This is a genomic window from Proteiniborus sp. (assembly GCF_040308045.1).
GTDB lineage: Bacteria > Bacillota > Clostridia > Tissierellales > Proteiniboraceae > Proteiniborus.
Genome location: NZ_JAWRHZ010000017.1, coordinates 76363 through 93014 on the forward strand (window position 1 = coordinate 76363; position 16652 = coordinate 93014).

11 protein-coding genes are annotated in these 16652 nt (G+C 32.2%); 10 read left to right on the forward strand and 1 reads right to left on the reverse strand.

Annotation, left to right across the window (positions count from 1 at the left end; all coding sequences use genetic code 11):
- Positions 1 to 6: 6 nt before the first annotated feature.
- Genes fliD through flgN form a run of 3 tightly spaced genes read left to right on the forward strand, consistent with a single transcriptional unit; the run spans position 7 to position 2612 of the window.
- Positions 7 to 1710, forward strand: a complete 1704-nt coding sequence (gene fliD, locus ABV008_RS02885; RefSeq protein ID WP_352418313.1) for a flagellar filament capping protein FliD — start codon at positions 7 to 9, stop codon at positions 1708 to 1710.
- Positions 1711 to 1735: 25 nt separating this feature from the next.
- Positions 1736 to 2128 carry a flagellar export chaperone FliS gene (gene fliS, locus ABV008_RS02890; protein ID WP_352418314.1) on the forward strand — a complete coding sequence of 131 codons (393 nt, stop codon included), beginning with the start codon at positions 1736 to 1738 and terminating at the stop codon, positions 2126 to 2128.
- A gap of 16 nt (positions 2129 to 2144) precedes the next feature.
- A complete protein-coding gene (flgN, locus tag ABV008_RS02895; protein WP_352418315.1) occupies positions 2145 to 2612 on the forward strand; it encodes a flagellar export chaperone FlgN in 468 nt (155 codons plus the stop codon).
- 46 nt (positions 2613 to 2658) lie between these two features.
- Here the strand turns inward: flgN and ABV008_RS02900 are convergent, their stop codons facing one another.
- Complete coding sequence (locus ABV008_RS02900; RefSeq protein ID WP_352418316.1) at positions 2659 to 3534, reverse strand: FUSC family protein; 876 nt, start codon at positions 3532 to 3534, stop codon at positions 2659 to 2661.
- Positions 3535 to 4772: 1238 nt separating this feature from the next.
- Here ABV008_RS02900 and hpf point away from each other — a divergent pair.
- From hpf to ABV008_RS02935, 7 genes are all read left to right on the forward strand, one after another.
- Positions 4773 to 5306, forward strand: coding sequence for a ribosome hibernation-promoting factor, HPF/YfiA family (gene hpf, locus ABV008_RS02905; RefSeq protein ID WP_352418317.1), 534 nt, complete (start codon positions 4773 to 4775; stop codon positions 5304 to 5306).
- A 163-nt stretch (positions 5307 to 5469) separates the two neighbouring features.
- Complete coding sequence (locus ABV008_RS02910) at positions 5470 to 6063, forward strand: DUF5317 domain-containing protein (RefSeq protein WP_352418318.1); 594 nt, start codon at positions 5470 to 5472, stop codon at positions 6061 to 6063.
- Positions 6064 to 6292: 229 nt separating this feature from the next.
- Entirely contained in the window at positions 6293 to 9034 is a 2742-nt protein-coding gene (gene secA, locus ABV008_RS02915) for a preprotein translocase subunit SecA (protein ID WP_352418319.1), read from the forward strand.
- A 315-nt stretch (positions 9035 to 9349) separates the two neighbouring features.
- Positions 9350 to 10454, forward strand: a protein-coding gene (prfB, locus tag ABV008_RS02920) for a peptide chain release factor 2 (RefSeq protein ID WP_352418344.1) whose coding sequence is annotated in 2 segments (ribosomal slippage) — positions 9350 to 9424 and positions 9426 to 10454 — 1104 coding nt in all. Because the reading frame shifts where the segments join, the coding sequence is not laid out codon by codon here.
- Positions 10455 to 10618: 164 nt separating this feature from the next.
- Complete coding sequence (locus tag ABV008_RS02925; protein ID WP_352418320.1) at positions 10619 to 12700, forward strand: methyl-accepting chemotaxis protein; 2082 nt, start codon at positions 10619 to 10621, stop codon at positions 12698 to 12700.
- A gap of 75 nt (positions 12701 to 12775) precedes the next feature.
- Positions 12776 to 14929, forward strand: coding sequence for a Tex family protein (locus ABV008_RS02930; RefSeq protein ID WP_502929735.1), 2154 nt, complete (start codon positions 12776 to 12778; stop codon positions 14927 to 14929).
- Between the two features lie 47 nt (positions 14930 to 14976).
- Complete coding sequence (locus ABV008_RS02935; protein ID WP_352418321.1) at positions 14977 to 16608, forward strand: ATP-binding protein; 1632 nt, start codon at positions 14977 to 14979, stop codon at positions 16606 to 16608.
- Positions 16609 to 16652: the final 44 nt, after the last annotated feature.

The following is a 16652-nucleotide window of genomic DNA, read 5'->3' on the forward strand; positions in this document are numbered from 1 at the left end:
AATATTATGAGTAGCATAAGAATAACTGGACTAGCTACTGGGATAGATACAGATCAAATGATTAAGGATTTGATGAAAGTAGAAAGAGCAAAAGTAGATAGGGTGCAACAGGACAAGCAAGTACTACAATGGAGACAAGAACTATATAATTCGATAAATAAAGATTTTGCAAACTTTATATTAAATACTAAAAAAGAATTTGGGCTATCGGGAAGTACTTCTACAGGAGCTATATTTAACAAGTCATTGAGTAGCTTAAACTGGGTAAAAAGAGCAGTATCTTCTAATGAAAGTGCAGTTAAGGTAAGTACTACATCTGAAGCTGTAAATGGTAGTTATGATGTAACAGTACATAGATTAGCTGATGGAGTGAAGGCTGCTAGTAGCGCTAATATTACAAAAGATGGTGGAAACAGCGAGAATTTAGCAAGCCAGTTTGAAGGTTTAACTGAAGGCGACATAATAAGGTTTAGAATAAATGATAAAGAATTTAGTTTTAATGGAACTGATAAAATAAGTGACGTAGTTAAACAGATTAATGCATCAGACGCTGGAGTACAGGTATCTTATGATGCAAGTATTGATAGATTTTTTATACAGACAACTACTACAGGTGAAAATGCAGTTCTTAAAGTGGATGCATTATACGATTTTAATCCAGAAACAGGAACGGGCACTTATTCAGACGCAGGCCAAAAATTCATAGAAGCATTAAAGCTAAATGTAACATCATATGATGACAATGGTAATCTCATTCCAGAGGCATTAGGTATTGAGACAACATATAAAGGTGTTGATGCTAAGATAACTTTCAATGGTGCAGAAAACATCACTAAATCTACTAATCAATTTACTATCAACGGTATTAATCTCGATTTAAGAACTACAGGAAGCACGACAGTGAGAGTAGACACTGACACAGATGCAGTATATGACAAGATTAAAGGCTTCGTCGATAAATACAATGAAATAGTGGACAAGATGGGCAAGCTTCTCGGAGAAAAACAGTATAGAGACTATAGACCTTTAACAGCAGAGCAAAAAGAAGCCATGAAAGAAAAAGAAATAGAGCTATGGGAAGAAAAAGCTAAAAGTGGGCTTTTAAGAAATGACTCTATTATTTCTAGTACTATGCAAAATTTAAGAAACTCTTTATATAATGGGGTAGAAGGTATAGAAGGACCATTTAAGGCACTTTATGAGATAGGCATAGATACAGAAAAATGGGCTGCAGGTGCTATTGGAGGAAAGTTAGAAATAGATGAAGAAAAGCTAAGAAAAGCCATATCAGAAGATGTAGATGGTGTATTAGATTTGTTATTTAAAGAAGCAGGGCCAGTCCCTGCAAAAGATGCAAATGGCAACTTGATTCCCGGAGAAACAGTAGAAGGAAAAGGCGGAGTCATTACTAGAATGTACAACACCATGATAGAAGGTATGAAGCAGATTGTAAATAAAGCTGGTCCTGGAGAAGAATCAAGCTTATTTAGAAATATTAATTCAAAAATCATGATTGATTTTGTTACAAACTATGGAAGTATAAGCATGTTAGATAAGGATATTAGTGATATAGATAACAGAATAAGTGATTTAAATGCATTGTTGATTAGAAAAGAAGACAAGTATTATAATCAATTTGCAGCTATGGAAAAGTTCGTACAACAGATGAACAACCAAGGTTCCTGGTTAATGCAGCAGCTTGGCATGTAAAATTACTGAAGGGGTGAATATAGCAATGACCTATAACAATATGTATCAGCAATATCAGCAAAACTCTATAATGACAGCATCTCCTGAAGAATTAACATTAATGCTCTATAATGGGGCTATTAAATTTATTAATTTAGGGAAGCTACACATAGAAAATAAGGAAATAGAGAAAGCAAATAATGCTATAAAAAGAGCACAAGATATTATTATGGAGTTAAATAATACATTAGATATGAACTATGAAATATCTAATAACCTTAGAAGCATATATACATTTATTTTGGAAAAGTTAATAGATGCAAATATCAAAAAAGATGTAAAATTTTTAGATGAGGCTTTACCATTAATAGAAGAAATAAGAGATACTTGGAAGGAAGCTATGAAGGAAGCTAGAAAGATTAAATATGGAGCTTTATAGGCTAGGGGATAATATGGTGAATGATATTATATACGAAATGATAGCACTAACTAAAAAAAAGCTTGAAAGTCTAAACATTATTTTAAGTCTTAAACCAAGGCAAAAGGAAGCTATTCAGCAGGAAAACATGGAAGATATGGAGTCTATTTTAGTCAATATACAAAGCCAAATAGGGAAAATAGATGAAATAGATTCTTTATACAAATTAAAATTTAATGAACTAAAAGCTATTATTGATGTAGAAACTATAAGCCAGCTTGATAGCATGAAATATCCTAACGCGAAGATTCTAATAGACAGATTGAATGAAATAAAGTCTGTACTAGCGTCATTAAAAAGCCTTGATGATGAGAATAATATTATAATGAATGAAAAATTTGAAGAAACAAAAGAAAGGTTGAAAAATCTAAGACAAGGGCAAAAAATGGCGAAAGGTTATTTTTCAGATTATAATGGCACTATGTTTATAGATGAAAGGAATTAACTAGAAAAGAGATTGTGTGAACTAGCACAGTCTCTTTTCTAGTTCTTTAAGAAGACATTTCAAATATTTCTCTAAGCTCTTCAAGTATCTCTAAAGAAGTCTTTAAGTGATAATTATATACCATATCTAAATTATTAAGGTTATCACTACCAATTATTTCAAGATCGTAAATTTTGTTTAAAATTTTACAATTCTCTAAATCAATATTAAATCCTGATCCCATTTCAACCAATATATTTATATTATTATAGAGTTTTTTTATGAGTTCCTTTGAGTGTTGAAGATTAATATCGCATAAATCTTTTCTATATAGCTTAATATCTATTTCCTTCATTAATATTGGGTATTCCTTATTTATTGCACCAAGTTTGTCTTCTATTTCTTTTAAAGGGGAACTTTTTTTAATTGCTCCTTCACTCACTACGATTGTTTTAATAGCTTGAGAGAATTCATCTATTATATTTATTGATATGGAATATATTTTGTCTTTAGTAAGTGGAGGAGAAATTATAAAGTTAACAATAACAGCTACAACAATTCCCACTATAGTATCTAGGATACGATTTAAGCTATAATATAATTCACTACCTTCTTCTACATTCAAAGTAATAGAAATAAATACTATTGAAGCTATTGATATGGATTTGTTCCATCCTAACTTATTACAAAGATGTATGACTATAATTATTCCTATTCCGATAATTATTGGGTTACCAGCAGATATTAAAGAGCCTAAAAGTCCTACTACGGCTCCAAGTATAGTTCCAAGTACTCTATTCCTTCCCATTCTATAAGAATCTACTAGATTATCTTGCATAGCTATAATGGCTGCAACTCCTACAAAAAAAGGAGAGTTAAGTTTAAGAATATAAGCCAAAGTTATGCTTATTGTAACTGCAATTGATGTTTTTATTGTTCTCATGCCTATTTTCAATGTAACCATCCTTATTAATTATATTTTCATAAAAGCAATTAAAACAGACAGCCTTCTTAACCTGAAAGCTGTCTGCTTATCTAAATAGGACTTACGGTAGATACATCAACCATCTAGCTGATTTTGGTGGACTGTCATTTAACAACATTCATCACACTTCCTACTTACGTCCAAATATAAGATACTAAATTTTAAAACTAAACTACAGACTTTACTTATTACTCTTAAAACTCTAATTCTAAACTAACTTACTACTTTGTAAAACGTACCAACAAACAAATTTTTCAATATAATGGTACTACACTTTCTTGTGGAGACGGTTGATATAGAGCTACCATATCCTATTGACTACATTATACATTATTCTATAAAATTTGTAAAGTCATTTTATCAGAATATTTTAAATATTTAATTATTTCCCTCATCTGAAAAATTTTATTCTATCCTAACTAATCAAATGGGAAAATTCAGCCATTTAATAACTATTTCTTATTATCACTAGATATAGTATATAGGGTTGGTATGAGCACAATGAAAAGAATAAGTATAAATCCATATTTAGTTGGCAAAATTACTACTGTATAATAATGAAAACATTATAAAGTTTTCCACTTTTTATACACATGTTTTCCACAGTAGTATATAGGCAAGTAAACAGTTTTCCACAGACTTATACACATTATCCACAGAATACCCTGTTATTTATCCACAATTAAGTAACAAAAAAGTTGTGGATATTATCTTGAATAATTATACTATATGTGTATGAAAAATAATAGTTAGCAAAGAAAAAAATCAAAAATTGGCAAAAAAGATTATATTACATTAACTATTTTTTTATATTAAAGTATTTTTATAACAAAAAAAGTGGACAAAGACTCTAGCTAGTAAATAAGTTAATGATTCTACATTAAGTCGAATTACATTAATATCACTTTAACTTAAAATAATAGGAACATTTACTTTTACCTAGTATGACAAGCAAGAAATCTTCTCTACATTAATCTGATAAAAAAGATAAAAAAATGTTAATTAATATACGTAGTGGGTATCATATATTTAACAAATTCTATATTGTTTTATATCTTATTTGATTTCGTAGATGTGTGAATTATTATAAAATTTAAATAATTAAAAGGATATATAAATTTTATGTAGAATTTTATATTTAACAACTGAATATAGATTTTATAACTTAATAATTAAACTGAAGGGAGTTGAAGTTTATGAAAATTACTATTAGTGGAAAAAACATGGCAGTAACAGATGCTTTAAAGGATGTAATTAAGAAGAAGATGGGCAAGCTAGACAAATATTTTTTCGAAGATGTTCCAGTTGACATTACATTAAGTGTTGAGAAAAGTAGGCAGATTATTGAAGTAACAATTCCTTTTTCAGGTGCTATTATTAGAGCAGAAGAATCTACTGACGACATGTATCAATCAATAGACAAGGCCATAGATGTCTTAGAGAGACAAGTAAGAAAGAATAAGACTAAACTCCAAAAGAAAAGCAAGGGACTTGAAACTATTAGATTTGAGAACTTCCAGGCGCTTCCAGCAGTGGAAAATGAAAAAGAACCTAGTATAGTCAGGACAAAGAGATTTGCAATGAAACCTATGGATGCCGAGGAAGCAGTACTACAAATGGAACTACTTAGACATGCTTTTTACGTATTCAGAAATGCAGAAACAGATGAAGTGAATATTGTTTATAAGAGGAAAGATGGGAATTATGGATTAATTGAACCAGAATTTTAATTGAATTATTTTTACATAAGCGGCAGAGGCTATCTGTCGCTTTTATATTTTTTGAACTATGCTATAGCAACAAAATAAGTTTTTAAATAATATTAAAAGGAATTAGTTTAAAAATATAGAATATTTACAATAAACAAGGTAGATAAAAAAGGGGGGATCAACTTTGCTAATAGAAAGTATGATTATAGCTATTTTCTTTGGCAAGATAAGAGGGGGTAAGTTTTCTAGGTTATCAAAACTAGAATTTAAAAATACTTGGGTATTTATTTTAGCAGTGATTATTCAAGCTACTATAATATTATTTGGGGTTAATGGGAATGAGTTTGTTCTAAAGTATATAAGAGAGCTTAATATACTTTCTTACATACTCCTATTTATAGGAATTGTAATTAATATAAGGCATAGAACTCTACTGATTATATTATTGGGGATGATACTAAATATTTTTGTAATGTTTGCTAATGGATGGAGGACACCTGTGTCTATCGATGGACTTATTTTGGCAGGATATTCAGAGTTGGCAGAACTAACCTTATCAGGCAAACTAGCTTTTTACATACCACTTGATGTATCCTCAAAGTACGGACTACTTGGTAAAATAGTCACTATTCCACCACCATATTTTTCTCCTCAAATACTGAGTATTGGTGATATTTTTATATTCCTAGGCTTGTTTTTATTTGTTCAAGGGGTCATGACTAACGAAAGCTACGATAGAACTAATATGGTTAAGTTCAGATATAAGAGTAGAATATAATAGAAACTTGCAGAAATAAATTAATGCTGGAGAGTATCAATGCTTAATGATGGTGGAACGATAGTTTAACAATAGTTTAGCGATAGTTTAACGATTGTGTAGCGATAGTTTAACGATGGTTTAACTACTGTTACACTACTGTTCAACTATTGTTTTTTGTTCACTTGTAATTAATTGACATCAATGATAAAATAAACTGATAAGGCAAAAAATATGAGAGGTGAGATTTATGAAGAGGTTTTTCGAAAAATTCTTTGGTACTCATAGTGAGAGAGAGATAAAAAGAATAGAGCCTATAATAGAAGAAATCGAAACATTTGATGAAAAAATGCATAAACTTTCTGATGATGAATTAAAAGCTAAAACAGGAGAATTCAAAAATAGACTTGAAAAAGGCGAAACAATAGATAATATATTACCAGAGGCATTTGCTGTAGTTAGAGAAGCAGCTCATAGAGTTTTAGGCATGAAGCATTATAGGGTACAGTTAATAGGAGGGGTTGTTCTTCATCAAGGTAGAATAGCTGAAATGAAAACAGGTGAAGGTAAAACACTTGTTGCAACACTGCCTGTATATTTAAATGCACTTACTGGAAAAGGAGTTCATGTTGTTACAGTAAATGATTACCTTGCTCAAAGAGACAAGGAATGGATGGGTAAGGTGTATGAGTTTTTAGGCTTATCTGTAGGATGTATACTACATGATATGGACAACAGTGCAAGAAGGCAGGCATATAACTGCGATATTACCTATGGAACTAACAACGAATTTGGATTTGATTATCTAAGAGATAACATGGTTATATATAAACATGAAATGGTTCAGAGAGAACTGAACTTTGCAATCGTTGACGAGGTAGACAGTATATTAATTGATGAAGCTAGGACACCTCTTATTATTTCTGGAGAAGGTGACAAATCTACTAAGCTTTATTATGCTGCCAATGCTTTTGTGCAGACACTTAAAGGTCGAATAATAGACCCTAATGAAGAAAAAGTAAGTAAGTTAGATAGAGAATATAAAGAGGAAACAGTAGATTTTGTGGTGGATGAAAAATCTAGAAACGTAACTATTACAGAAAAAGGAGTAGCAAAGGCGGAAAGAGCCTTTGGTATAGAAAACCTTGCTGATCCTTCAAATATGGAGCTATCTCACCATATCAATCAAGCTCTAAAGGCTAACAACCTAATGAAGAGAGATATTGACTATGTAGTGAAGGATGGAGAAGTTATCATAGTTGATGAATTTACTGGAAGGCTTATGTTTGGTAGAAGATATAGTGAAGGACTTCATCAAGCTATAGAAGCAAAAGAAAACCTTGATGTAAGAAGAGAGTCTAAAACGCTTGCAACTATTACATTCCAAAATTACTTTAGAATGTATAAAAAACTTTCAGGTATGACAGGTACAGCTAAAACTGAAGAAGATGAATTTAGAGAAATATATAATGTCGATGTTATAGAGATTCCAACAAATAAACCAGTAATTAGAAACGATTATCCTGATGCTGTATATAAAAATGAAGAATTTAAATTTAAAGCAGTAGTAGATGAAATAAAAGAGAAGAATAGTAAAGGGCAACCAGTTCTTGTAGGTACTATTTCAATTGAAAGATCTGAAATACTAAGTAAAATGCTTAAAAAAGAAGGTATTAAGCATGAGGTGTTAAATGCAAAGCATCATGAAAGAGAAGCAGAAATAGTAGCTCAAGCCGGTAGATTTGGTGTCGTGACTATAGCTACTAACATGGCTGGTCGTGGTACAGATATAGTACTTGGAGGTAATCCTGAGTTTATTGCAAAGAGTGAAATGAAGAAAAAAGGCTATACTGATGAGATGATTTCTGTAGTAGATAGCTTCGCAGAAACAAATGACCAAGAAATACTTGATGCGAGAAAAATCTATAGAGAGTTATTAGACGAAGCTAAAAAAAGTACGGCTTTAGAAGGAGAGAAGGTAATACAAGCAGGAGGACTTCATATAATAGGTACCGAAAGACACGAATCAAGGCGTATTGATAATCAGCTTAGAGGTCGTGCAGGACGTCAAGGAGACCCTGGTTCATCAAGGTTTTATGTATCACTAGAAGACGATTTAATGAGGCTTTTTGGTAGTGATAAGATAAAGAGTATGATAGATACTATTGGTATGCCTGATGATGAGCCACTAGAGCATAATCTCCTTTCAAAATCTATAGAAAGTGCTCAAAGAAGAATAGAAGGGCGTAACTTCAGTATTAGAAAGCATGTTCTTCAATATGATGACGTTATGAACAAGCAAAGAGAAGTCATGTATGCCGAAAGAAGAAGAGTTCTTGAAGGGGAGAATTTAAGAGGACATATACTATCAATGGCAGAAAATATTATAGATGCTGCTATTAACATTTTTACAGAAGGTTTAAAATATCCTGAAGAATGGGATTTAAATGGTCTTGTTGACAATATTTCAGGATTTATGCCTATTAAAGGTATGGTGACTTTTGAAAGACCTGAAGAGCTTACAAAAGAAAGCCTAAAAGAAGCATTGCTAGATACAGCTACAAAGCTATATGAGAGCAAAGAAAAAGAAATAGGCGAAGAAGTCATAAGAGATCTTGAAAGAGTTATATTACTAAGGGTAGTCGATACAAAATGGATGGATCATATTGATGCCATGGATCAGCTAAAACAAGGTATAGGCTTAAGAGCAATGGGTAATGAAGACCCTGTAATAGCTTATCAAGTAGAAGGCTTTGACATGTTCGAAGAAATGACTAAGGGCATACAAGAGGATACTGTTCGAGCATTGTTTCACCTTGAAAGGCCTGAAAAAGTTGAAAGAGAAAGAGTAGCTAAGGTGACAGGTGCAAGTCACGGTGAATCAGAAAAGAAAGCTAAACCAATAGTAAAAGGACAAAAAATAGGTAGAAACGACCCATGTCCATGCGGAAGCGGAAAGAAATATAAGAAGTGCTGTGGGAAAAATGAATGATGACAAATTTCAATAGAGGAATATGAATAAAATACTAAGCGAACATTTGCAGGACACGACTATAATTCTTAGCGAATGGAGGTGAAAAATCCGTTAAGCAAGTATATTAATGTAGGTCAGCCAACGCTGACATAAGGAGCTTACAACGAAATCAAAGATTTCTGTAACTCCATTAAGCGAAGCGAGTTTGCAAGCTGTAGGATTTTTTATCGGAATGAGCTATAGAATTATTCGTGACCGAAACCGTGAGTGTGTATTTTATTCATATTCCGGGAACAGGTGATATAGATGGTGAGAAAAGAAGGAGCTGATTATTTGATAGAATTTGAAATATATAGAGATAGAATTTCTAAATTAAGAGAGGAATTATCAGAGGTTGGTGTTTCTCTTTGACTTAGGCAGTCTTAGAGAACAAGTAAAAAAGTTAGAAGAAAAGACTTATAAGCCAGACTTTTGGGGAGATGTACAGGAAGCTCAGAAAACAATGCAGGAAATCACTTTTATGAAAGACAAAATAAGTGAGTACGAAGAACTTTCAGCAGAGCTAGAGGATGTAGAAGTACTTCTAGAGCTTTCAGAAGAGGAAGAAGACTATTCAGTTGAAAAAGACTTAAGAGAAAACACAGATGCTGTTGAACAAAAAATTGATGACCTAAAGATAAAAACTTTGCTTAAGGGTGAATACGACAAAAATGGTGCCATACTGTCTATTCATTCAGGAGCAGGTGGACTAGAGGCACAAGATTGGACAGAGATGCTTTTGAGAATGTATAAAAGATGGGCAGAAGGAAAAGGCCACACTACAGAAATTCTAGATATCCTCTCTGATACTGAGGGAGGAATAAAAAGCGTAACTCTTTTAATAAGAGGAATAAACGCTTATGGATACCTTAAATCCGAAAAGGGTGTTCATAGACTAGTTAGGATTTCGCCATTTGATTCTTCAGGACGAAGACATACATCCTTTGCATCAGTAGATGTATTTCCAGAGCTTGATGAAAATATAGAAATAGATATAAATCCAAATGATTTAAAAATAGACACATATAGGTCAGGAGGTGCTGGTGGTCAGCACGTAAATACTACGGATTCAGCCATAAGAATTACCCATATACCTACAGGCATAGTAGTGCAATGTCAAAATGAAAGATCTCAACATAGTAATAAAGCCACTGCTATGAGGATGCTTATGGCAAAGCTAATAGAAGTTAAAGAGCTTGAGCAAAAGGAGAGAATAGAGGATATTCAAGGACAGTATAACCAAATCGGTTGGGGTTCTCAAATAAGGTCTTATGTTTTTCATCCATATAGTTTAGTTAAAGATCATAGAACAAATGCTGAGACAGGCAATACTTCTAGTGTTATGGATGGGAACTTAGATATGTTCATGAACGAATATTTAAAATACAAAGCAAAATAGTCATCTGTGGATGACTATTTTGCTTAATACTTTAAGAAACTGTAACAACTTACTATTTTTATGAAAATGAAGGAAAAAACAATAAAATGTAGAATAATGTATGTGTTGACTTTAAATTACCAGGTTAATTAAGACTGCTATACTTCTTTGAAAGGGTGGGTAAAGTGAAAAAAACCAAAAAGACAAAACTAAAGAATACCGGAAATAATGCTAAGAAAGGGAAAAATAAAAAGCATGCTAAAAAATCTGAGAACGTTACAACTGATTTTAAGATGAGAAGGAAGATAGGAAACCAGATTGCTAAAGTAGTTTTAATTCTTGCAATTTTACCAATGCTATTAATAGGAATTATGAATTATTTTACTGAAACCGAAAAAAATACTAGAAGTATTGAAGAATCAAATTTAAACATAGCCAAATCAATATCTAGTCAAGTTGATGCACAAATAAATGGATTGTTTGATGTTCTAAAGTCATTGTATTTAACTAATGATTTCTTTTATTTAGAAGAAAATAAGTCTAGGGCAATTCTTACTAAGATAACTTATGAGTATGATAGCATAAATTCTATTCAAGTTTATGATGCAGAAGGAAATCAGATTATATCAAGTAAAAACATGAAAACTGATATAAGTGTTGAAAAGGAAGAATGGTTTCAAAAGACTTTAGCAGAAGATAGATATGTATCAGATTCACATATAGAAGAAATGATACCAGAAATAATTATCTCCATGCCTATAAAGAATGTGGCAAATCAAGTTAAAGGAGTTATTGCAGCTAATATAAGCTTAAAGGATTTAGCTCAGATAGCAGAAGAATATAAAATTGGAGAAACAGGTAATACTTACATGGTGGATAGAAATGGAGTAATGATTGTACATATTGACTATAGAAATAAAGTATTCATACCTTTCAATGCTAAAGAAGCAGGAATAGAAGGAGTACTTAAGGTATTAGAAGGAAATTCAGATGTAAGTACATATAAAAATGAAAATGGTGAAACTGTAATAGGAGCCTATACTTATATGCCTTCTACAGGCTTTGGAGTTGTTGTAGAGCAACATAAAGGCGAGATAACCAAAGCTGCAGTTGCTAACTTAACTAGAACATTAATAGTGACTTTAATTGCAGTACTTATTATAGTACTTTTGACTTCTATTATTGCCAGGAGATTCTCTGCACCTATAGTAAACCTTGTAAAAACAGTAGATGAAATAGGCAAAGGAGACTTAACAAAAAGAGTTAAAATAGACTCTCATAATGAAATAGGTAAGCTTCAACAAGAGTTTAATAAAATGGTGGATTCATTATACGCAATTATATCTAATGTCAATGGAATAGTAGCTAATTTTAAGACCAATGTAGAAAGCTTAAGCCAAAGCACAGAACTAACTGTTGGTGCTTCTGCAGAAATAACTAGAATCGTAGATCAAGTTGCAACTGGGGCAGAAGACCAACTAAAAAGCGTTGAAGATACTATTGGCTTAGTAGAAGGAATATCTAAAAATGTAAAAGAAGTTGATGACAATTCCCACACAATATTAATGGCTACCAGTGAGGCTTCATATATTGCTAAAGAAGGATCAAAAGATGTTGAGAGTACAAAAACTTCAATGTACTCTATAGCTTCTAAGGTAAAGGAATCAGCTAAGCAAATATCTACGTTAAATGAACGTACTAAAGAAATAGGAAATATCATAACTTTTATAGATGACATATCAAAGCAGACTAATCTTCTTGCTTTAAATGCAGCTATTGAAGCTGCTAGAGCAGGTGAGTATGGTAAGGGCTTTACAGTAGTTGCAGATGAAGTGAGGAATTTGGCAGTACAGACTAGCGATGCTTCAAATAACATTGTAATACTAATAAATCAAATACAAGAAGAAATGGACAGAGTATCAAAATCCATGGGAGAAGGGATTGTAGAAGTTGATAAGGGTAGCCAAGCTATAGAAAAGACAATAGTTTCATTTGAAAAAATAGTTAATGAAACAGATAAAGTCTTTAAGAGTGTTGAAGATTTTGCTATAGTAGTGCAGGAGCTCTCTGATAATATGAGTAAAATTGAAGGTTCTATTGCACAGGTAAGCTCTGTATCACAGCAGACAGCCGCAGGAACGCAGACTATAATGGCTAGTACTGAAGAGCAACAATCTGCTATACATCAGATAAATCAGTCTATAGAAGAACTTAATCAGATGACAGATAATCTAAGCGAAATGATAAAAGGGTTTAAAGTTAACTAAGATGGTATGAAGGATTCAGATGTATCTGAATCCTTGTTTTGACACATAAAACAAAAGTAAAAAGGAGAGAGTCTATTGAATATAATTTTAAAATTGACTGAAGAATTTAAATTAAAAAAGTTCCAAGTAGAAAACACAGTAAAGCTAATAGATGAGGGTAATACAATACCTTTTATTGCAAGATATAGAAAAGAACAGACTGGTGAGTTAAGTGATGTTGTACTAAGGGATTTGTTTGAAAGACTTACATATTTAAGAAATCTTGAGAGTAGGCAAGATGAAGTCATAAGGCTAATCGAAGAACAAGGAAAGCTAACTGAAGAATTAAAGAAGGAAATATTGTCTGCGGAAACTCTCCAAAGAGTAGAGGATTTATATAGACCTTATAGACCTAAGAGAAGAACAAGGGCTACAATTGCTAAGGAAAAAGGATTAGAGCCATTGGCGGAGATAATATTGTCTCAAGAGATTAATCAAGGAAGTTTAGATGAATTAGCAGCTCCTTTTATTGATGCAGAAAAAGAAGTTAACTCTATAGAAGAAGCTTATCAGGGAGCAATGGACATCATAGCAGAAACAATATCTGACAATGCTGAATTTAGAGAAATAATAAGAAAGATTGTATTCGATAAAGGAATAGTTGTCACTTCTGCAACAGATAATGAAGCTGATTCTGTATATGAAATGTATTATGATTATAAGGAACCAGTAAAAGTAATTGCAAATCATAGAATATTAGCTATTAATAGAGGAGAAAAAGAGAAGTTTTTAAAGGTGAAGGTAGAGAGTCCAGATGACGAAATAATGGATATATTGAAATCAAAGGTTGTAACTAATCATAAGGCTATTACTACGCCTTATTTACTCTCTAGCATTGAAGATGGATACAAAAGACTTATTTCTCCTTCTATAGAGAGGGAAATAAGAAACACACTTACAGAAAAAGCAGAAGAACAAGCTATAAAAGTCTTTGGCATTAATTTGAAGCCTCTTCTTATGCAAGCGCCAGTAAAAGGCAAAGTAGTTATGGGCTTTGACCCTGCTTATAGAACTGGATGCAAGATTGCAGTAGTAGATGAAACGGGAAAACTCTTAGATTATACTACTGTTTATCCAACAGAACCTCAGAATAAGGTAGAAGAAGCAAAAAAAGAACTCATTAATTTAATTTATAAACATAATGTAGATATTATTGCTATTGGAAATGGTACAGCTTCAAGGGAATCAGAGATGATAGTGGCAGAAATGCTGAGAGACCTTGATAGAAAAGTGTATTACACTATTGTCAGCGAAGCAGGAGCATCTGTATACTCGGCTTCAAAGGTTGCAAATGAAGAATATCCCGATATAAATGTTTCTATAAGAGGAGCTATTTCTATAGGTAAGAGACTTCAAGATCCTCTTGCTGAACTAGTGAAAATTGACCCCAAAAGCGTAGGAGTAGGGCAGTATCAGCATGATATAAACCAAGGAAAATTAGATGAAACTCTTAAAGGAGTAGTTGAGGACTGTGTTAATAATGTAGGAGTAGACTTAAATACTGCTTCTGTATCACTATTAAGCTATGTTTCAGGGATATCACCAAGTGTTGCCAAGAATATAGTGAATTATAGGGAAGAAACAGGGAAATTTGATAGTAGAAAAGAACTCCTTAAAGTAAAAAGATTAGGAGAAGCAACTTTTGTTCAATGTGCAGGTTTTTTGAGAATATCTGATGGAAGTAATCCACTAGATAACACTGCTGTTCACCCAGAATCCTATGATGTTGCATTAGGACTTATTGAAAAACTTGGATTTTCTGAAGAAGATGTTAGAGCAGGTAAGCTAAAAGGAATTGATTCTATTGTAAATGAGAAAAACATCAAAAGTTTTGCTGAGGAGCTACAAGTAGGAGTACCTACTTTAAAAGACATAATAAAAGAGTTAAAGAAACCAGGTAGAGACCCTAGAGAGGAAATGCCAAAACCAATTTTTAGGACCGATGTACTAAAGATGGAAGATTTAAAACCTGATATGATACTGACAGGTACTGTAAGAAATGTAGTTGATTTTGGTGCTTTTGTGGATATTGGGGTAAAACAAGATGGTTTAGTTCATATTTCGCATTTGTCTAATAAATTTGTAAAGAATCCTATGGATGTAGTCTCTGTAGGTGATATCGTAAATGTAAGGATACTCAGCGTAGACGTTGAGAAGGGGAGGATTTCACTTAGTATGAAAGAAGTCTAAATCGTCATAACTGTATGCTTTAGGCCAAAAATACAGGGGGAAATATAATGAATAGGACTTTGCATAATAAAGAAAGCGAAAGGTTAGAATTTCTAAACGAATTAATATTAGATGCATCCTATAGACAGAGCAATAATGATTTATTAGAAACCGCGTTAATAAAAATAGCAGAATTAGTAGGAATAGATTTTGGATATATAGCTAGATACCTAAAAAAAGAGGACATTATTAGAACCATTGAAGGTACATATAAAGTGCCAGAGGGCTTTTTAGAAGAAGTAAAGAATCATAGATTTAAAAGTGAGATAATTACAGAATCAATAAAGGATAAAGTATTTATAATATCAGAAGAAGAATTTGAAACTCCACAGCAAAAATATATTAGCAGGAAGTATAATTTTAAGACACTAATAACAATACCTATAGAATTTGATAACAATAATTCTACCGAAATAATGCTATTATTTTCTCATAAAGAAAAGGAAACTCTCCTTGAACATATTCATTTCTTAGAGACTTTGGGAAGTACATTATGGATACTTATACAGAAGCAAAAGATGTATGAGGATTATCAAAAGAGCATTATTAGAACTGAAAAATTAAGGGCCTTAGGAGAGTTGGCTGGAGGAATCGCTCATGATTTCAATAATTTATTGACTACAATATTAGGATTTTCACAAATCGCTTTAACTCATGAACTAAATGATGATATAAGACAGTATATGGATATTATCTATAAATCAGCTCTAGATGGGAAAAAAATAGTGGAGAGAGTGCAGAATTTCAGTCGTAAACAATTTAATGATAAAAGAGATGTTTATCCAATAAACTCAATAGTCGAAAGTGGTATAGAGATGGCAAGGCCAAGATGGAAAAATTTCTATGAATCCTATGGTAACAAGTTAAAAATTATAAAAGGACTTCACTCTACCAGCAAGATTTATTGTATAGAGCATGAAATAAGAGAAGTGATTATTAACTTACTGTCAAATGCTATGGACGCCATGGAAGAAGGCGGGATTCTAACTATTAGAACAGAGGATATTGATGATAAGATTGTAGTTGAAATAAGCGACACTGGCATAGGAATACCTGATGAAACCATAAGAGAGATATTTGAACCTTTTTACAGCACAAAAGGTACTAAGGGAACGGGATTAGGACTTAGTATTGCAAAAGAAATTATAGAAGAGCACAAAGGAAGTATCCAGCTTAAAAGCGTTGTTGGGAAAGGTACAATTTTTAAATTATATTTTGATAGATATATTGAAAAATCTGAAAGTATTGAAAGCCCTAAGAATGATGCCAATATTGATTTAAATATAGCGAAAAACCTAAATGTTCTTGTAGTAGATGATATACAGCAAGTTGGAGAAACTGTAGTACAGATGCTTGAAACAATTGAAATACATTCTGAGCTAGAAACTTCCAGTGAAAATGTAATACATAGACTATCGCAAAAAGAATATGATATAATTATATGTGATTTGGCTATGCCTGAACTAAATGGTGCTGAATTGAGCAAAATAGTCAAGGAAGCGAACCCTAAAATCAAATTCATCATAGCTACTGGCTGGCCTGGAAGGTTTAAAGATAAAAGCTATAAAAGCATAGACTTTGTATTAGACAAGCCATTTACAATTGAGGATTTGACTAATGCTGTCAATAGCGTTCTGTAATTACATAGGGCAATTATCTAATATAATAGAAAGTATGACTACAA